The following is an 18,041-nucleotide window of genomic DNA, read 5'->3' on the forward strand; positions in this document are numbered from 1 at the left end:
ACCGTTGGACGCGCGCGGTATAGCCGGTACACATGGAGCCATGCTCGTCCGTCTCCTGCTCGCGCTGCTGCCCCTGCTGCTGATCGCTGCCGACCGGCCGGCGGCCGGCGCGGAGGCGGTGCTGATCCGGGGTGCGCGGGTGTTTGACGGCACCGGAGCGCCGGCGGTGGCGGGGGATGTGCTGATCGTCGGCGACCGGATCGCTGCGGTCGGACCCCGGCTGAAGCGACCGCGCAGGGCGCGGGTGGTCGATGCGCGCGGGCTGACGCTGCTGCCCGGGCTGCACGACCTGCACACCCATTTGCGCGCGTCGGGCTATGGCAGTCCCGACGATCTGGGCAAGGCGTGGGGCTCGCATCTGGCGAACGGGATCACCAGCGCCAACGATTTTTCGCTGTCGGGTGAGATGCTTGCGCCGATCCGCGCCATTGCCGCTGACGGGACCATTCCCACGCCGCGGCTGAACCTCGCCATCCGGTTGGGTGTGCCGGGCGGGCATGGCACCGAATATGGCTGGGGCAGCTTCTTCACGCTGACCGCGACGACCCCGCGCGCGGCGCATGTCGCGATGAATGCCGCGCTGGCGTACCGGCCCGACGTCATCAAGGTGTTCGCCGATGGCTGGCGCTACGGCCGCTCGCCCGATCTGGCGAGCATGAACGTGCCGACACTGGCGGCGATCGTCGCGGATGCCCATGCGGCGGGGCTGCCGGTCATTACCCATACGGTGACGCTGGCGGGGGCGAAGGTCGCCGCCGCCGCCGGGGTCGATGCGCTGGGGCATGGCATCGGCGACGCGCCGGTCGATGCCGAGCTGATCGCGCTGATGAAGGCGAAGAACGTCGCCTATGTGCCGACCCTGGTGGTGTACGAACCGCAGCAGAACCGGACGTTCGTACCGCTGGAGTGGCGGCACCTCGCCGCGCCGGAACGGGCGGCGGAGGCGGCGCGGATGGCCCGCCCGGTCGAGGCGATCCCCGAACTGGAATCGAAGCGCTGGGCGATCATGGAGGCCAATGTCCGCGCGCTGCACGCGGCGGGTATCCGCATCGGCGTCGGCACCGATGCGGGGATCGGCGGGGTCTATCACGGGTCGAGCGCGGTGCGGGAGACGCGACTGCTGGCCGGACTAGGGCTGACGCCGGCCGAGGCGCTGGTCGCGGCGACCGGCGGGGCGGCGGACATCTTGCGCCAGCGCGACCATGGCCGGATCGCGGTCGGTCAGCGGGCCGACCTGATACTGGTTGGCGGGCGGCCGGACGTGTCGATCGACGACCTGCACGACGTCCGCAGGGTGTTCGTCGCCGGGCGAGAGATGCTCCTGACCGAAGTACGGCAGCGGATCGATTCGTCCGAGGCGACGCCGATGCCGGTGCACGCGATGGCCGGGTCGATCGATACCGGCGCGCGGGGCGACGGGCGGACCGATCTCGACACGCTGCCGGTCGAAAGCACCGAGCCGGGGACCGATCACAGCCGGCTCGACATCGTGCGTCCCGACCGTCCGCACGATCCGCACCTGTTCGCGGTGGCGCGGCTGGGCGCGGCGGACCGGCCGTTCGCCGCGTTGGTGCTGCCGTTGACGAAGGGGGCGATCGACGTTGCCGACGCACGCGGCTTTACCGGTATCGCGTTCGAGGCGCGCGGGGCCGGCCGCTACGGTGTCGCCTTCGACGTCTATGGCGCGCGCGGAGCGGGGCGGGCGTTCTTCGAAGCGAGCGGCGAGCGGCGGGAAATCCGGCTGCCGTTCAGCGCCTTTGCCAGTGGCGACGCGCCGCTCGACGTCACCCGGCTGCGCAGCGTCGCCTTTCGCCTGACCGGGGAGCCGGACGGGCGGGCGTGGTTGGAACTGGCGAAGGTCCGCTTCTACCGCTGAACGCTACGGGGCACGGTCAGCGCAAAGGCCAGCACCACCGCGAAGGACAGGCACGGCACCAGCATCGCGGTTTGGATCGAGACGATGCCATGGCTCAGCCAGCCCATCAGCGGTGGGAACACCGCCCCTCCGATCACCGCCATCACGATCAGCGGCGCGCCGAGCGGCGCGCGAGGTCCCAGGTCGCGGACGCCGAGCGAGAAGATGGTCGGGAACATGATCGACATGAAGAAGCTGCTGAGCGCCAGCGCATAGATGGCGGTCATGCCATGGGCGAGGGCCGCGACCAGCATCAGCGCGACATTGACGATGGCGAAGGCGGCCAGCAGCCGCGTGGCGGCGATGCGGTGCATCAGGATCGTGCCGATCAGCCGTCCGGCGAGGAACAGCGCGAGGCTGATCGACAGTAGATAGGCCGCCTGTCGTTCGGGCGTGGCCGGGCTGATCGTCTTCACCACGTCGATGAAGAAGCTCCACACCCCGACCTGCGCTCCGACATAGAAGAATTGCGCGACGACTGCCCAGCGCAGGGCGCGGACGCCCCATACCGACCGCAGCCCCTGCCAGGTGTTGCCGCCGGTCTCGCGCGGCACGTCGGGCAGGCGGACGATGGCGACGGCGAGCGCGATCAGTACGACGATGCCGGCGAGCACGAGATAGGGCAGCTGCACCATCTGCGCCTCGGCCGCGCGATAGGCGGCAAGGGCGGCGGGAGACATGGCGTCGAGGGTCGCGCTGTCATGCTCGACGCCCGAGAAGATGAAGCGGGCGCCGATGACCGGGGCGATCGCGCCGCCGAGGCCGTTGAACGCCTGCGCGAGGTTCAGCCGCTGTTCGGCACGCGCCGGATCGCCGAACGCGACGATATAGGGGTTGGCGGCGGTTTCGAGGAACGCCGCGCCCGAGGCGATGACGAACAGCGCGCCCAGGAACGCGGCATATTCGCGGACCTCCGCCGCCGGATAGAAAAGCAACGCGCCGACCGCGTAGAAGCCGAGCCCCGCGAGGATGCCCGCGCGATAGCCGAAGCGGCGCAGCACCAGCCCGGCGGGCAGCGCCATCACGAAATAGCCGATATAGAAGGCGAACTGGACGAGGCCCGCCTGCGCGCGATTGAGGTCCAATGCCTTCTGGAATTGGCGGATCAGCAGGTCGTTGAAATTATTGGCGACCGCCCAGAGGAAGAACAGGCTGACCACCACCGCGAAGCCGGCGGCATAGCCCGGCATCACGAAGCGCCGCCCGGTCCCGGTCCCGGTCCCGGTGTCGGCGGCGGCGGGCGGGGCGGCGGGGGGCATCATGGATGGTCGCTCAGGGCGAAGATCGGCGTCATCGGCGTCCAGCGGCTGCCGTCCGGCGCGGCTGGCAGCGCGCGTTGGAACCGGCCCATCCGCGCCTCCCATGCCGCGACCTCTGGATCGGCGGCGTCGGCATTCGCCTTGGCCGCGGGATCGAAATCGGGGGCGATGGTCATCGTCATTACGAGGCGCGTACCGGTGCGGAAAATCTCCATCTCCTGAACCCCCGAAGCGCGGATCGCGGCCAGCACGGGCGCGGGCACGTTGCCGGGCTGGTGCCAGCGTTCATACTCCGCGATTGCCGCCGCATCGTCGACCAGGTCGAGGGTCAGGACGCGGATCATGCGTTCGACCAGCCGCCGTCGATCACATGGACCGCGCCGGTGGTGTAGGACGATGCGTCGGAGGCGAGGTACAGCGCCAACTCGGCAATCTCCTCGGCACGGCCGAGCCGCCCCATCGGCTGGCGCGCGGTAAACGCGGCGCGGGCGGCCTCCGCATCGCCGGTCGCGGCCATGCGTTCTTCGAGCGAGGGCGACTGGACCGTGCCGGGGCAGATCGCGTTGCAGCGGATACCAGACCCCACGAAATCGAGCGCGACCGATTTGGTGAGGCCGATTACCGCCGCCTTCGACGCGGTATAGACGAAGCGGTTCGGCACCGCGATCACATGGCTGGCGACCGAGGACATGTTGACGATCGATCCGCCACCGTTCGCGATCATGGCCGGCAGCAGCGCGCGGATCAGGCGATATTGCGAGCGGACGTTCAGGTCGAAGCTGAAGTCCCAATCGACTTCCTCGGTCGTCAGGATCGTGCCGGCATGGACGAAGCCCGCGCAGTTGAACAGGACGTCGACCGCGCCGACCTGCTCGGCAAAGTCCTTGATCGCCTGGCCGTCCATCAGGTCGACGGCATGCGCCTCGCAGCCCTCCAGCGTCGCCAGCGCGTCGGCGTTGATGTCCAGTGCGAGGACGCGGGCGCCTTCGCGGACGAACAGTTCGGCGGCAGCGCGGCCGATGCCCTGCGCCGCGGCGGTGACGATGGCGGTCTTGCCAGACAGGCGGGTCATGCGGTCTCCGTAGGGATGGGGGCGTCGGCGCGGATCAGGCCGGCGTCGATCAGGTCGGTCCATAGCGCGGCCGGCAGCGGCATTGTCGCCAGCGTCGTCGCCTGCGCCACCTCGTCCGCGTCCGCCATGCCGGGGATCACCGCCGTCACGACCGGATGCGCCATCGGGAATTGCAGCGCGGCGGCGGCCATCGGGACCGCATGGCGCGCACAGATCGCGGCGATGGCGTCGACCCGGCGGGTGACGTCGGCGGGCGGCGCCTCGTAATTGTAGCGCGCATCCGGCCCGGCGCCCGAGGCGAGGATACCCGAATTATAGGGGCCGCCGACGATCACCTGCACGCCCTTGGCCGCACAGCGCGGCAGCAGCGTGTCGAGCGCGGCCTGTTCGAGCAGCGTGTAGCGTCCGGCGAGCAGGATGACGTCCAGTTCGATCCGGTCGAGCAGCTCCTCGCACACCGCGATCTCGTTCACCCCGATGCCGATCGCGCCGACTACGCCGGAATCGCGCAGGCTGCGCATCGCCGGATAGCCGCCGTCGAGGAAGGTCGCCATCTGCGCCGCCGCGTCGGCGCCATGGGTCAGCGCGCCCAGATCATGCGCCAGCAACAGGTCGATCCGGTCGCGGCGCAGCCGGTCGCGGCTGGCGTCGAACGAGGCGAGCACGCCGGCGCGCGAATAGTCGAACGCGCTTTCGACCGGTTCGGGGGAGACGAACCCCTGTCGCTCGGCGGACAGGTCGCGGTCGGGGGCCGGGCGCAGCACCCGGCCGACCTTGGTCGAAACGAATGCCTGCCCATCGGGGTCGAGCGCGGCCAGCGCATTGCCCAGCCGCCGTTCGGACAGGCCGAAGCCGTAATGCGGCGCGGTGTCGAAGCACCGAATGCCCCGATCCCATGCGGCGTCGATCGTGGCACGGGCGGCGTCATCACCGACCGGCCGATACAGGTTCCCGATCGCGGCCCCGCCAAAACCCAGCTTGGCGGGGACCAGCCCGTGCATCATCGCCTATCCTCTCTCCGCATATACTCGCGAAGAAATTTCACCTGTCAAAACGATTTGGATCAGTAGACGACGACCGAGCGGATGCTTTCCCCGGCATGCATCAGGTCGAAGCCCTTGTTGATTTCCTCTAACGACAGGACATGGGTGATCATCGGGTCGATCTCGATCTTGCCGTTCATGTACCAGTCGACGATCTTCGGCACGTCGGTGCGGCCCTTCGCCCCGCCGAACGCGGTGCCGCGCCAGTTGCGCCCCGTGACCAGCTGGAACGGGCGGGTGGCGATCTCCTTGCCCGCTTCGGCCACGCCGATGATGATGCTGGTGCCCCAGCCACGATGGCACGCCTCCAACGCCTGGCGCATGACGTCGGTATTGCCGGTGCAATCGAACGTATAGTCCGCCCCACCATCGGTCAGCGCGACGAGGTGCTGGACGAGGTCGCCGGATACGTCCTTCGGGTTCACGAAATGGGTCATGCCGAAGCGACGGCCCCATTCCTCGCGGTCGGGGTTGATGTCGACGCCGACGATCATGTTCGCGCCGGCCATCTTCGCGCCCTGCAGCACGTTCAGCCCGATACCGCCCAGGCCGAAGACGATGATATTGTCGCCCGGTGCGACCTTGGCGGTGTTGACCACCGCGCCGACGCCGGTGGTGACGCCGCAGCCGACATAGCAGCTGGTCTGGAACGGCGCGTCCTCGCGGATCTTCGCGACCGCGATCTCGGGCAGGACGGTGAAGTTCGAGAAGGTCGAGCAGCCCATATAATGGTAGATCGGCTGCCCCTTGTAGCTGAAGCGGGTCGTGCCGTCGGGCATCAGCCCCTTGCCCTGCGTCGCGCGGATTGCGGTGCACAGGTTGGTCTTGCCCGACAGGCACGACTTACACTGGCGGCATTCGGGGGTGTAGAGTGGAATGACGTGGTCGCCGACCGAGACACTGGTCACGCCGGCGCCGACTTCGCGAACGATGCCCGCGCCCTCATGGCCCAGCACGCTGGGGAAGATGCCTTCCGAATCCAGCCCGTCGAGCGTGTAGGCGTCGGTATGGCAAATGCCGGTCGCCATGATCTCGATCAGTACCTCGCCGGGCTTCGGGCCTTCGAGGTCGAGCTCGACGATTTCGAGGGGGCGCTTCGCTTCGAAAGCGACGGCGGCGCGGGTCTTCATGGGGCGTCTCCTTATCGCGTGCGGCGTAGCGGGCGGGGATGGGTATCGGCAAGGGGCCGCCGGGGCTATCGTTCGCACGATCGGGCGGAAGGGAGGACAGATGCGCAGGATTTTCACGATCGCCATGCTGGTGCTGGGCGGATGTGCGACGGGGGACGGCGGGGTGCCGATGACCGCGATCTATTCGCCGCCGGTCCGGCCGGGCGGTACGGGGCAGATGATGTTCCTGCCGACGGGCAAGCCGCTGGCGCTGCCGATCGAGGCGTTGCCGCACGCATCGGCATTCGTCGGTGGCAAGGGCGTGTTCGGCGGCGAACCCGTGCTGGCCGATGCCGCAACGTGCCGGGCGCGGCTGACCGCCATCGCGACGCGGGCGGCGCGGCGTTATCCGGCGGCGAGCGGGATCACGATGATGCGGGAGGATGAACTGACGATCCTTGGCCCCTGGACGCAGCCGATGCGGGTGTTGCGGTTCCGTTGCGAGGGTGAGCGGATGGTGCGCGAGGACGGCATGGTCGTGCCGCATGCCCAGATGCCGTCGCCGCCACCGGTCGCCATCCGGCGATGAAGCACGGCTGGGTTCTGCTGGCGGCGGCGCTCTCGGGGTGTGCCGGCGGCGACTATCGGCCGGTCAGCGATGCGGCGGTCAAGATCGGCGCGCCGTACCGGGTGCGGGGGACGACCTATGTCCCGGCGGTCGATCCGAGCTACGACATGCTGGGGCTGGCCAGCTGGTATGGCAGCGAGTCGGGCAGGCGGACGGCCAATGGCGAGCGGTTCCGGCCGGGCGGGGTGAGCGCGGCGCACACCACGCTGCCGCTGCCGAGCTATGTCGAGGTGACCGCGCTCGACACCGGGCGGCGGATATTGGTGCGAGTCAACGATCGCGGGCCGTTTGCCGGGCGGCGGCGAATCCTCGACCTGTCGAAGGGTGCCGCCGAGGCGCTGGGCGCGCGCGGGCAGGGTGTAGTCCCGGTTCGCGTGCGGGTGGTGTCGCCCAGCGAGCGCGACCGGGCACGGCTGCGCCGGGGCAAGGCGGCGCGCGAATTGCCGCCGGTGGACGAGGCGACGCGGGCCAATTTGCGGGCGCAGCTGCGGGCGAGCGGGCTGTAGCGGCGGTCCAAAGTTCACTAAGTTCACACTAGTGACGTAGTTGCGTGGCGTTCGGTTCGGGGGCGGGGTCTGCTGACCGGCAGGCCGCGGCGTGGGTCAAAGTTCACTAAGTTCACACTCGCCGCGTTTTCGTCGCGTGTTCGCATCAGGCGCGCCGGAGCGACAGGCGGGCGATGCTCCAGGTCGGGACGCGCACCGCGAACATCGTCGTCACCCCGGGCTCGATCCGGGGTCCCGCTGATCCCGCTGCCGTTGGAGAGAAGCGGGACCCCGGGTCGAGCCCAGGGTGACGGGAGGTAGTGCCGAATTGCCGACCGTATCGGCTTCGGTTGTATGGCGGCGATGTCAAAGAGCGTCGGGTAGACGAGCCCGGTGCGATCGTGTCGTGCCGGCGCGTTGTAGGAAAGTGGTTATTGGGCCTGCATGCCGGCCAGCCTTTTGTCCTGTTCGGCCTGTACCGGGACGCCGAGCGCGGTGCGCAGACGCAGAAAGGGCGGCCTCTTGCGGGGCCGCCCTTTTTTTCTGCCAGCGCCATGGGCGAAGCCGGCTTCGAGGTCGACCATGCCCCCGGCATGGTCTGCGGAATGCGGGGCATTCCGCACCTCGAAACCCGTCGGTCGGGGCCTCGGCCCCGCCGGCCGGTCGCGCTGAGGTGGTGCCTTGGTCCAGCTTTGCTGGACCTTGGCTCAGCGCGACGTCAGCGCGAGTAGAATTCCACCACCAGGTTCGGTTCCATCTTCACCGGATAGGGCACTTCGTCCAGCGTCGGAACGCGGGTGAAGGTGACCTTGGTGCCGTCGGTGCCGATGTACTCGGGCACGTCACGCTCGGCGAGGGTCTGCGCTTCGAGGACCAGCGCCATTTCCTGCGCCTTGGTGCCCAGCGAGATTTCGTCGCCGACATAGCAGCGGCGCGACGCGATGTTGCACTTCACGCCGTTGACGCGGACGTGGCCGTGGCTGACCAGCTGGCGCGCGGCGAACACGGTCGGCGCGAACTTCGCACGGTACACGATCATGTCGAGGCGCTGTTCGAGCAGGCCGATCAGGTTCTGACCGGTGTCGCCCTTCATGCGCGACGCTTCTTCATAGGTGCGCTTGAACTGCTTTTCGGTGACGTCGCCGTAATAGCCCTTCAGCTTCTGCTTCGCGCGCAGCTGGATGCCGAAGTCCGACATCTTGCCCTTGCGACGCTGACCGTGCTGGCCGGGGCCATATTCACGCTTGTTCACCGGGCTCTTGGGACGACCCCAGATATTCTCGCCAAGGCGGCGATCGAGCTTGTACTTGGCGCTGGAGCGCTTCGACATGGGTATTTCCAATGCAATCTGGTATGACGTTTGACCGTCCGGGGACGATCGCGGCTCCCGGTCTTCGCCTCCGACCTGGGTCGGGGCCACCGCTTCACCGGGAATGCGGGGCCGAATTGCGAAGCGGCGCGGTTAGCCGGGTGCGTGCAAGGAGTCAAGCTGGACAGGGCGGGCGTGGCACGCCACAGCATTCGGCCATGACGATCCTTCCCGGCCCCCAGTGCACCACCATGACCGAAGTCCGCGCCGGCGTGGACGCCCTCGACCGCGAACTGGTCGCGCTGCTGGCCCGGCGCTTTGCCTATATGGACGCGGCGGCGCGGATCAAGCCGGGGCGCGAGGCGGTGCGGGACGAGGGGCGCAAGGCTGAGGTCATTGCGAACGCGCGGGCGGCGGCGGTCGCGATGGGCGTGCCGGAGGATGTCGTGGCGGAGCTGTGGGAGCGGCTGGTCGAGGGGTCGATCGCGTATGAGTTGGCGCGGTTCGACGCTATGCGGGGGTAGGTCCTTTCCCATTCCCTACTCCGTTTGCTTCGAGCGCAGGTTCGAGCCTGTCGAGAACCGTAGTCGAGAAGGGGGTGCCCCAAGCGGCGCGTTCTCGACGGACGCTTCTCGACAAGCTCGAACCTGCTCGAACCGAACGGATTTCGAGTATTATCGCCGCCGTTTCGCCCCATCCAGCGCCGACAGCACCCCGCGCATCGTCCGCACTTCCTGCGACGTCCAGCCGGCCTTCGTCAGCAGCGTCCTGAGCGTCCGGCGCGAGGTCGCCGCGCGTTCGGGGGGATAGAAGAAGCGCGCGGCTTCCAGCATGTCGTCGAGCTGGCCGATCATGCCCTCCAACTCCTGGTGCGGGGCGGGGGCGCCCAGGTCGACGGTCGGCGGGCTGGCCAGCCCTTCGCCCTTCGACCATTCGTACGCGACGAGGATCACCGCCTGGGCGAGGTTGAGCGAGCCGAATTCGGGGTTGATCGGTACGGTCAGGATGGTGCGGGCCAGCGCGACGTCGTCGGTTTCGAGGCCGGAGCGTTCGGGGCCGAACAGGATCGCCGAGCGGCCCGGTTCGGCGCGGATCGCCTGCGCGGCGGCTTCTGGGGTGACGACCGGCTTGGTGATGCCGCGCTTGCGGACGGTGGTGGCGTAGACATGCGCGCAGTCGGCGACCGCTTCGGCGACGGTGTCGTAGACGGTGGCGTCACGCAGCACCTGGTCGGCGCCGCTGGCGGCGGGGCCGGCTTCGGGATTGGGCCAGCCGTCGCGCGGGGCGACGAGGCGCATTTCGACGAGGCCGAAGTTCAGCATGGCGCGCGCGGCCTTGCCGATATTCTGGCCGAGTTGCGGGCGGACGAGGACGATGACGGGTGGCTTCCCGACATCTTCGGCTTTCTCGCCGTTTGTCCTGAGTAGGGGCTGAGCCTGTCGAAGACCCGTATCGAAGGACTTGCGGGCAAGCGCGCTGACGGTAGCCCAATCGGCACCTATCAGCGCTTTTTTCTTCGCACGCGACCATCCCTTCAGGCGGGTTTCGGCGGCGACTGCTTCCTCGCGCGTGGGGAAGCTCTCGCTCCAGACCAGTTCGACGGGCAGCCGGCTGGCAGTAAAACCCGGAATTTCGCCGGACTGATGCTGTGCGATCCGCCGTTCCAGATCGTCCGTATGCCCGACATAATATTTTCCGTCGGCGCAATGGAGCATGTACGTGGCGAAACTCATGGCGGTCCTTCGATACGCGTCTTCGACTTCGCTCAGCCGCTACTCAGGACGAACGGTGGCGGGAAGGCTGATGTCCTACTGCCCGAACCGGATGGGGGGAAGGGGGTGCCCCAAGCGACCTACCCCTCTTCTCGACAGGCTCGAAGCTGCTCGAACTGAACGGAGTGGGCAGGGGCAGGGGCAGGGGCAGGGGCAGGGCAGGGGGTTACCCCTTTGCCGCATCCCCGACCGTGCCCGCAAATTCCTCGAAATCCTTCGCCTCGCGGAAGTCCTTGTAGACGCTGGCGAAGCGGATGTACGCGACGGGATCGAGACCCTGCAGCCCTTCCATCACCAGTTCGCCAATCCGGCCCGAGGGGACTTCGCTGTCGCCGGTGGTCTCCAGTTGCCGCTGTATGCCTGACACCAGCCGTTCGACCTGTGCCGGGGTGATCGGCCGCTTGCGACAGGCGGTGGCGACCGAGCGGAGCAGCTTGTCGCGGTCGAAGGCCTGGCGGCGGTCGCCGGACTTCACGACGGTCAGGTCGCGCAGCTGGATGCGTTCGAAGGTGGTGAAGCGCGCGCCGCAGCCCGAACATTGTCGGCGGCGGCGGATGGCGGCGCCGTCGTCGCTGGGGCGGCTGTCTTTTACCTGACTGTCTTCATGGGCGCAGAAGGGACAGCGCATCGATCTTCCTGGAAAAACCGCCCGCGCCACCATTTGGCGGCGCGGGCGGGGTGCCGCGTCAGTAGCGCGGCTTCTTGTTCGCCTTGTAATAAGCATAGCCGGCGCCGGCGGCGGCGCCGATCAGCGGACCGACAAAGGGAACCGGAATCGCGATCACTGCGCCCAGAGCACCCCATTTCGCCATGCTCTTGCCGACCGACTTGTCCTGCATCTTTCGAACTCCTTACAGACCCGGATAGATCGGGAACCGCTCGCACAGCGCCCGAACCCGTGCCTTAACGTCCGCCTCGACGGCAGGGTCCCCGGCCTCGCCCTTGTTGCGCAGGCCGTCGAGCACGTCGGCGACCATGTGGCCGATCTCGGCGAATTCGGCCTTGCCGAAGCCGCGGGTGGTGCCGGCGGGCGACCCGACGCGGATGCCGCTGGTCTTGACCGGGGGGAGGGGATCGAACGGGATGCCGTTCTTGTTGCAAGTGATCGCCGCACGCTCCAGCGCTTCGTCGGCATCCTTGCCGGTGACGCCAAGCGGGGTGAGGTCGATCAGCGCGAGGTGGGTGTCGGTGCCGCCCGCGACGATGTTCGCACCGCGATCCTTGAGGGTGGCGGCCAGCACCTGCGCATTTTCGACGACGGCGCGGATATAGTCCTTGAACTCAGGCCGCAGCGCTTCGCCGAACGCGACCGCCTTGGCCGCGATCACGTGCATCAGCGGGCCACCCTGCAGCCCCGGGAACACCGCCGAGTTGATCTTCTTGGCGATGGCTTCGTCGTTGGTCAGCACCATGCCGCCGCGCGGGCCGCGCAGCGTCTTGTGCGTGGTGGTGGTGACAACATCGGCATGGCCGAACGGGGTCGGGTGCAGGCCCGCAGCGACGATGCCGGCGAAATGCGCCATGTCGACCATGAACTTGGCGCCGACTTCATCGGCGATCGCGCGGAACTTGGCGAAGTCGATATGGCGCGGATAGGCCGAACCGCCGGCGATGATGAGCGTCGGACGGTGTTCGCGGGCGAGCGCCGCGACCTGATCGTAATCGATCAGGTGCGTCTCGCGGTCGACGCCGTACTGGACCGCGTTGAACCACTTGCCCGACATCGCCGCCTTGGCACCATGCGTCAGGTGACCGCCGGCGTCGAGGCTCATGCCCATGATCGTGTCGCCGGGCTTGGTCAGCGCCAGCATCACCGCGCCGTTCGCCTGCGCACCCGAATGCGGTTGGACGTTGACGAAGCCGCAGCCGAACAGCTGCTTGGCGCGGTCGATCGCCAGCTGCTCGACCTCGTCCGAGGGGTGGCAGCCCTGATAGTAACGCTTGCCGGGATAGCCCTCGGCGTACTTGTTGGTGAAGACCGAGCCTTGCGCCTCAAGCACCGCCTTCGACACGATGTTTTCCGACGCGATCAGCTCGATCTGGTAGCGCTCGCGCTCCAGTTCGTGGGTGACGCCGGCGAACACGGCGGGGTCGGCATCGGCGAGGCTGGTTTCGAAGAAACCGTCGGGGCGGAACTGGTCGGTCATGGGGCGCGGCTCCCGCTGAGAAAGAGGTCGCGCGCGCTTTAGGGTCCAAACGTCATCAGAACAAGGTCGTGACGGAGCGGATTTTGCTGCCAGGCAAGGAGCAAGGAGCGGAGCGATGCTCCAGCATCGTGACCGACGCGCGACGCCGCTTGGCAGCAAAATCCGCCCGCCGCTCCGCGGTCGATCAAGGAAGGTCATCCACCGCGTCGCTTGCTTGCGCGTAGCGTCGGCTACGCGACTACGCTGCGCTTCTTGTAGATGACCTTCCTTGATCGATCACGATCCTTGTTCTGATGACGTTTGGACCCTTTGTCCGGGTGTCATCGAATTGCCACCCGGGGAATCGGGTTTCGGCGGTGTTCCGCGCTTCCCTATCCGTCGTCACCCCGGACTTGATCCGGGGTCCCGCTTTTTACTGCCGTCGAGAAGAAGCGGGACCCCGGGTCAAGCCCGGGGTGACGGTAAGAGGCGGTCGTCGACGCCCGATCAGGCCGGCGGATTGCCGAGCTTGTCGACGCGGCGCTGGTGGCGGTCGCCGCCGAACGGGGTGGCGAGGAAGGCGGTGAGGCAGGCCTTCGCCATCTCGGCGCCGATCAGCCGGGCGCCCATCGCGATGACGTTCGCATCGTTATGTTCGCGCGCCAGCGACGCCGACAGCGGTTCGGACACGAGCGCGCAGCGGCAGCCGGCCACGCGATTGACCGCGATCGAGATGCCGATACCCGATCCACACAAGGCGACGCCGAAATCGGCCTCGCCGCCGCTAACCGCTTGAGCGAGCTTGTAGCCATAGTCGGGATAATCGACGCTGGTCGTGTCGTGCGGCCCCAGATCGGCGACTTCGTGCCCCTGGTCGTGCAACCAAGTGGCGAGTTCTGCCTTGAGCGTCAGGGCGGCGTGGTCGGATGCGAGTGCGATGCGGGCCATGGCGCCGCTTCTAGCGGTCGGGATACGGCAGCGCTAGGCTGTGTCCAACGACAGGCAGGAAAGGATGAAGGGATGCGTGGAACGATCATCGTAGCGGCTTTGGCGTTGAGCGCGTGCGGCGCCGACGAGCGACGCAGCGAAGGGGCCGCGACCCAGGCCGAGATCGAGAACAGCGCCGCGACGCCGCTGCCCGCCCCGGTGCCGCCGCGCGCACCCAGCCCGACCCCGACCCCGACGCCGACCGCCACCGCCACCGCGACGCTGGGCGCCAACCATTATCTCGGCCGCTGGATCGGGGTGGAGGGTATGTACCTGAACGTCACCGAACCGGCGCAGGGCGAGGTCAAGCTGGAGATGCAGTACGACCTCGACAACAAGGGCACCTATACCGGCACGATCACGCCCGAAGGCATCCGGTTCCAGCGCGGCGGCGAAACGCTGCTGCTGCGGCCGAGCGACGGCGATGCCACCGGCCTTAAATGGCTGGCGGGCAAGAAGGACTGCCTGACCGTCAAGCCGAGCGAAGGCTATTGCCGTGACTGATCCCATGGCCGCATCGACCCCGATCCGGGCGCGGCCGCCGGTGGCGGCGCTGGCGCTGGGCTATGCCGGGTTGCTGCCGCCGGCCATCGGCATCGCCTGGCGGTTGCTCGACCCGGCCAAGGGCGGCGCGGCCAATGCGCTGGGGCTGTTCTACGCCGCGCTGATCCTGAGCTTCCTGGGCGGCATGTGGTGGGGCGCGGCGGCGGCGCGGCTGAGCGGGGCGGCGCTGACGCTGTGGCTGGCGATCGCGGTGGTGCCGTCGCTGGTCGCGCTGGCGGCGGGCGCGGTGCTGTTCACCTCGGTCCTGTCGGGCGCGGCGATCGTCGCCGCCGGGCTGCTCGGATCGCTGCTGGTCGATATGGCGCTGGTGCGCGCAGGCCATGTTCCGCCGTGGTGGATGCGGCTGCGCGTGCCGTTGTCGGTCGGTCTGGCGGCGCTGACGCTATGCGCGGGGCTGCTGGCTCAGTCATGAGTCGCGCGCATTAACGAACTTGCCGTATTTTGCGTGTAGTTCGCTGATTTAAGAGGCAAATAACCCCCGATATCGGTGTGTTCATGCGGATAGAATTCGATCAGGCACGCAATGCGCTGGCCTTTTTGCAATATCATCGACTTGAACCGAGCGCGGTCAATTATCAGACCGCGCTCGTTCATCTGTCCAGATCGTACCATCCGTTGTACGAAGAGGTCGTTGCCGCGGTCGATGACGCGCAACTGACCGATGCGAAGTTCGCCGAATTGGCGAAGGTCCATGCGTCCGGTATCGCCGATTGGGCGAGGAATGGCGGCGTGGCGGCGCCCGATCCGTCGGTCGCGGAGCGGTTGAGCACGACCGAGCAGGGCCTGGCCGCGCTGCGCGAACAGGTGGCGGCCCTGACGGCGCGGATCGAGGCGGGCGGCGTCGGCGTGGTCGATGCCGAGCATGACGAATTGACCAAGGCGCTGAACCAGACCGGCGCGCGGCGCGTGCTGGACCAGGTCGCGACGGGCGACCAGCGTTATGTCCTGCTGATGTTCGGGATCGACCGGCTGGTCGGGATCAACCGCGAATATGGCAATTCGGTCGGCGACAACATCCTGAACGCCTTTGCCAGCAAATTGGCCAATACCTTTCCCGAACATGAGGCGATCCGCTGGGCCGGTAACGAGTTCATCGTCGCCATTCCGGGGCAGACGATGACCGCGGTGCGCGCGCGGGCGGAGGAGGCGCTGCAATTGCTGGAGCGGCGCAAGTTCAAGCTGCGCGAGTCGGGCGAGGCGATCGGCACCGTCACCGCATCGGCGGCGATGGTGTCCGATCAGGGCAACGACATCGAATGGGTGATCGAGGAGGCCCGCGCGAAGCTGCAGGGGGCGATGCTGTCGGGGGGTAACCGGGTCGCGGTGTAGGGACGAATCCTCCCCGGTACGGGGAGGGGAACCGTCGCCGGAGGCGATGGTGGAGGGAGATGGCCCCGCAACGCAACCGCTACGTATGCCGACCGCCCCCGCCACCAGCTTCGCTGGCCCCCTCCCCGTGCCGGGGAGGATTGTTACGCGGCTTTCTTCAGTTCGAGGCGGCCCCAGATTTCGACCAGCGCGGCGGTGAGTTCACGCATCATCGCCTCGTCATGCGCCGGGCCGGGGGTGAAGCGCAACCGTTCGGTGCCGCGCGGGACGGTCGGGTAATTGATCGGCTGCACGTACACGCCATATTCGCGGAGCAATATGTCGCTGATCCGCTTGGCCTTGACCGGATCGCCGACCATCAGCGGCACGATATGGGTGGTGGTGTCCATCACCGGCAGCCCGGCTTCGGCGAACAGCACCTTCAGCATCGCGGCGGCGGCCTGTTGCCCGTCGCGCTCGGCGGGCGATGCCTTCAGGTGGCGGACGCTGGCCAAGGCGCCTGCGACCAGCACCGGCGACAGCGAGGTCGTGAAGATGAAGCCCGGCGCATAGGAGCGGATGACGTCGATGACGGTGCGGTCGGCGGCGATATAGCCGCCCATCACGCCGAACGCCTTGCCCAGCGTCCCTTCGATGATCGTCAGGCGCGATGCAGCTTCGTCGCGTTCGGAAATGCCGCCGCCGCGCGCCCCGTACATGCCGACGGCATGGACCTCGTCGAGATAGGTCAGCGCGTTGTATTTGTCGGCAAGGTCGCAGATCGCGTGGATCGGCGCGACGTCACCGTCCATCGAATAGACGCTTTCGAACGCGATCAGCTTGGGCACCGCCGGGTCTTCGGCGGCGAGCAGTTCCTCGAGATGCGCCAGGTCGTTGTGGCGGAACACCCGCTTTTCGCAGCCCGAATGGCGGATGCCGGCGATCATCGACGCGTGGTTCAGTTCGTCGGAAAAGACGATGCAGCCGGGCAGGATGCGCGCCAGCGTCGACAGCGTCGCTTCGTTCGAGACATAGCCCGACGTGAACAGCAGTGCCGCTTCCTTGTCGTGCAGGTCGGCCAGTTCGCCTTCGAGATCGATGTGATAGTGGGTGTTGCCGCCGATATTGCGGGTGCCGCCCGACCCTGCGCCGACATCGTGCAGCGCTTCCTCCATCGCGGCGATGACAGCGGGATGCTGGCCCATCGCCAGATAGTCGTTCGAGCACCATACGGTGATCGGCTTCGGCCCGTTATGCCCGGCGAAGCAGCGCGCATTGGGGAATTGCCCCTTGTTGCGCAGGATGTCGATGAAGACGCGGTAGCGCCCTTCCTCGTGCAGGCGGTCGATCGCCTGTGCGAAGACACGGTTGTAATCGACCGAGCGGGCCGGAACTGCGTCGATGCTCATGGGGCGGGGGTGTACCTGTTGGGGCGGCCCGTTTCCAGCGGATAAAAGCGGTTATGGTGATCGGCGGGGTTGGACATATTGTCCAAGGGGGGCGGTTTTTCTCCTTCGTCATCCCAGCGAAGGCTGGGATCTCCCGGCGACGAAGCGCGCGCCTCGCCGCAGAAGGCCCCAGCCTTCGCTGGGGCGACGGACCAGAACAGGTCTACAGCGCCTCGACCGAAGCGAAGCCCTGCGACTCCAGCCCCGCCGCGATGGTGCGTTCGCGCTCGCCAAGCCTGGTGAAGACGAGCCGGCCGGGAACCGGAGTCGCGGGGAACGCCTGTCCCTGCGTCAGCGCGACGATGCGCCGGGCGATGCCGGGGCCGCCATCGACGAACGCGATATGCGGCGCGACGGCCAGCATCGCGTCGGCCAGCAGGGGGAAATGGGTGCAGGCGTTGACGATGACGTCGATCCGGTCGCCGCCCGGTTGATCGAACAGCCCGGCCAGTTCGCGCGCGATGGCGTCGCGCGGGGGCGGGGTGCCGGCCAGCGCGCCCTCCGCCAGTTCGACCAGCGCCGCCGATCCGTGGCGCAGCACGGTGCAATCGGCGGCGAAGCGGGTGGCGAGGTCGTCGACATAGGGCTGGCGCACCGTGGCCTGCGTGCCCAGCACGCCGATCACTCGGGTGCCGCTCAACCCCGCCGCGACCTTGATCGCGGGCACGGTGCCGACGACCGGCACGTCGAGCGCGGCGCGCACCACCGGCAGCGCGATGGTCGAGGCGGTGTTGCAGGCGATGACGACGAGGCGCGGGCGATAGCGCTCGACCAGCCGGCCGAGCAGCGCGGGCACCCGCGCGGCGATTTCGCCCTCGGTCCGGGTGCCATAGGGGAAGCCCGCCGAGTCGGCGGCATAGACGATCGGCGCGGTCGGCAGCAGGGCACGGGTGGGCGCCACGACCGACAGGCCGCCGACGCCCGAATCGAAGAACAGGATCGGTTGCGCCGTTTCGGTCATGGATGGTCCCGTAGCCGCCGCTCGCCGCGTTGCAAGCCGCCGCCGAACCCCTTAC

21 protein-coding genes are annotated in these 18,041 nt (G+C 68.0%); 7 read left to right on the plus strand and 14 right to left on the minus strand.

Annotated elements, in window-relative coordinates:
• Positions 1-40: 40 nt before the first annotated feature.
• Positions 41-1,876 (plus strand): amidohydrolase family protein, encoded by a 1,836-nt coding sequence (locus PPZ50_RS04530; RefSeq protein ID WP_272815726.1) that lies wholly within the window; start codon positions 41-43, stop codon positions 1,874-1,876.
• On the opposite strand, the gene fucP is transcribed toward PPZ50_RS04530, so the two are convergent.
• From fucP to PPZ50_RS04555, 5 genes are read right to left on the minus strand one after another with little or no spacing between them, the layout of a single operon-like run.
• A complete protein-coding gene (gene fucP / locus PPZ50_RS04535) occupies positions 1,867-3,177 on the minus strand; it encodes an L-fucose:H+ symporter permease (RefSeq protein WP_232307872.1) in 1,311 nt (436 codons plus the stop codon). The two genes, PPZ50_RS04530 and fucP, sit on opposite strands and share 10 nt — an antisense overlap.
• A complete protein-coding gene (locus PPZ50_RS04540; RefSeq protein ID WP_066688809.1) occupies positions 3,174-3,518 on the minus strand; it encodes an L-rhamnose mutarotase in 345 nt (114 codons plus the stop codon). Before PPZ50_RS04540 ends, fucP begins: the two co-directional genes overlap by 4 nt.
• Positions 3,515-4,246 carry an SDR family oxidoreductase gene (locus PPZ50_RS04545; protein WP_066688807.1) on the minus strand — a complete coding sequence of 244 codons (732 nt, stop codon included), beginning with the start codon at positions 4,244-4,246 and terminating at the stop codon, positions 3,515-3,517. Before PPZ50_RS04545 ends, PPZ50_RS04540 begins: the two co-directional genes overlap by 4 nt.
• Positions 4,243-5,250 carry an aldo/keto reductase gene (locus PPZ50_RS04550; RefSeq protein WP_084401343.1) on the minus strand — a complete coding sequence of 336 codons (1,008 nt, stop codon included), beginning with the start codon at positions 5,248-5,250 and terminating at the stop codon, positions 4,243-4,245. The genes PPZ50_RS04545 and PPZ50_RS04550 overlap by 4 nt, the downstream gene beginning before the upstream one ends.
• A 59-nt stretch (positions 5,251-5,309) precedes the next feature.
• A complete protein-coding gene (locus tag PPZ50_RS04555) occupies positions 5,310-6,419 on the minus strand; it encodes an S-(hydroxymethyl)glutathione dehydrogenase/class III alcohol dehydrogenase (RefSeq protein ID WP_066688805.1) in 1,110 nt (369 codons plus the stop codon).
• A gap of 100 nt (positions 6,420-6,519) precedes the next feature.
• Between PPZ50_RS04555 and PPZ50_RS04560 the strand changes: the two genes are divergently transcribed.
• On the plus strand, positions 6,520-6,987 hold the full coding sequence (locus tag PPZ50_RS04560; RefSeq protein ID WP_066688804.1) for a hypothetical protein: 468 nt from the start codon (positions 6,520-6,522) through the stop codon (positions 6,985-6,987).
• Complete coding sequence (locus PPZ50_RS04565) at positions 6,984-7,532, plus strand: septal ring lytic transglycosylase RlpA family protein (protein ID WP_066688802.1); 549 nt, start codon at positions 6,984-6,986, stop codon at positions 7,530-7,532. The genes PPZ50_RS04560 and PPZ50_RS04565 overlap by 4 nt, the downstream gene beginning before the upstream one ends.
• A gap of 410 nt (positions 7,533-7,942) precedes the next feature.
• Here the strand turns inward: PPZ50_RS04565 and PPZ50_RS04570 are convergent, their stop codons facing one another.
• Together PPZ50_RS04570 and rpsD are read right to left on the minus strand one after the other, a co-directional pair.
• Positions 7,943-8,095, minus strand: coding sequence for a hypothetical protein (locus PPZ50_RS04570; protein ID WP_157092687.1), 153 nt, complete (start codon positions 8,093-8,095; stop codon positions 7,943-7,945).
• Positions 8,096-8,229: 134 nt separating this feature from the next.
• Entirely contained in the window at positions 8,230-8,841 is a 612-nt protein-coding gene (gene rpsD, locus PPZ50_RS04575) for a 30S ribosomal protein S4 (protein WP_066688799.1), read from the minus strand.
• A 197-nt stretch (positions 8,842-9,038) separates the two neighbouring features.
• Here rpsD and PPZ50_RS04580 point away from each other — a divergent pair, with 197 nt between their 5' ends.
• Positions 9,039-9,344, plus strand: coding sequence for a chorismate mutase (locus tag PPZ50_RS04580; protein ID WP_066688797.1), 306 nt, complete (start codon positions 9,039-9,041; stop codon positions 9,342-9,344).
• A gap of 150 nt (positions 9,345-9,494) precedes the next feature.
• Here the strand turns inward: PPZ50_RS04580 and PPZ50_RS04585 are convergent, their stop codons facing one another.
• The 5 genes from PPZ50_RS04585 to rpiB all read right to left on the minus strand — a co-directional run bounded on the left by PPZ50_RS04585 (position 9,495) and on the right by rpiB (position 13,666).
• Positions 9,495-10,553: a TrmH family RNA methyltransferase gene (locus tag PPZ50_RS04585; RefSeq protein ID WP_084401341.1), complete on the minus strand. Its 1,059-nt coding sequence runs from the start codon at positions 10,551-10,553 to the stop codon at positions 9,495-9,497.
• Between the two features lie 205 nt (positions 10,554-10,758).
• Positions 10,759-11,220 (minus strand): transcriptional regulator NrdR, encoded by a 462-nt coding sequence (nrdR, locus tag PPZ50_RS04590; RefSeq protein WP_066688793.1) that lies wholly within the window; start codon positions 11,218-11,220, stop codon positions 10,759-10,761.
• A 58-nt stretch (positions 11,221-11,278) separates the two neighbouring features.
• Entirely contained in the window at positions 11,279-11,431 is a 153-nt protein-coding gene (locus tag PPZ50_RS04595) for a hypothetical protein (protein ID WP_164523862.1), read from the minus strand.
• A 12-nt stretch (positions 11,432-11,443) separates the two neighbouring features.
• The gene (gene glyA, locus PPZ50_RS04600; RefSeq protein WP_066688792.1) at positions 11,444-12,739 is read right to left on the minus strand and encodes a serine hydroxymethyltransferase; all 1,296 of its coding nucleotides are present in this window, start codon (positions 12,737-12,739) and stop codon (positions 11,444-11,446) included.
• A 486-nt stretch (positions 12,740-13,225) separates the two neighbouring features.
• Entirely contained in the window at positions 13,226-13,666 is a 441-nt protein-coding gene (gene rpiB / locus PPZ50_RS04605; RefSeq protein WP_066688791.1) for a ribose 5-phosphate isomerase B, read from the minus strand.
• A gap of 72 nt (positions 13,667-13,738) precedes the next feature.
• Between rpiB and PPZ50_RS04610 the strand changes: the two genes are divergently transcribed.
• From PPZ50_RS04610 to PPZ50_RS04620, 3 genes are all read left to right on the plus strand, one after another.
• Positions 13,739-14,209, plus strand: coding sequence for a hypothetical protein (locus PPZ50_RS04610; protein WP_126014000.1), 471 nt, complete (start codon positions 13,739-13,741; stop codon positions 14,207-14,209).
• Positions 14,202-14,681 carry a DUF3429 domain-containing protein gene (locus tag PPZ50_RS04615; RefSeq protein WP_241215468.1) on the plus strand — a complete coding sequence of 160 codons (480 nt, stop codon included), beginning with the start codon at positions 14,202-14,204 and terminating at the stop codon, positions 14,679-14,681. The genes PPZ50_RS04610 and PPZ50_RS04615 overlap by 8 nt, the downstream gene beginning before the upstream one ends.
• An 83-nt stretch (positions 14,682-14,764) precedes the next feature.
• A complete protein-coding gene (locus PPZ50_RS04620) occupies positions 14,765-15,598 on the plus strand; it encodes a GGDEF domain-containing protein (RefSeq protein WP_066688785.1) in 834 nt (277 codons plus the stop codon).
• Positions 15,599-15,741: 143 nt separating this feature from the next.
• Here PPZ50_RS04620 and hemA read toward each other — a convergent pair whose 3' ends face one another.
• Positions 15,742-16,986, minus strand: a complete 1,245-nt coding sequence (gene hemA / locus PPZ50_RS04625) for a 5-aminolevulinate synthase (protein ID WP_066688783.1) — start codon at positions 16,984-16,986, stop codon at positions 15,742-15,744.
• A gap of 202 nt (positions 16,987-17,188) precedes the next feature.
• Positions 17,189-17,986 (minus strand): glutamate racemase, encoded by a 798-nt coding sequence (gene murI / locus PPZ50_RS04630; protein WP_066688779.1) that lies wholly within the window; start codon positions 17,984-17,986, stop codon positions 17,189-17,191.
• Positions 17,987-18,041: the final 55 nt, after the last annotated feature.

Origin of the sequence: Sphingomonas hankookensis (assembly GCF_028551275.1) — a bacterium.
Taxonomy (GTDB): Bacteria; Pseudomonadota; Alphaproteobacteria; order Sphingomonadales; family Sphingomonadaceae; genus Sphingomonas; species Sphingomonas hankookensis_A.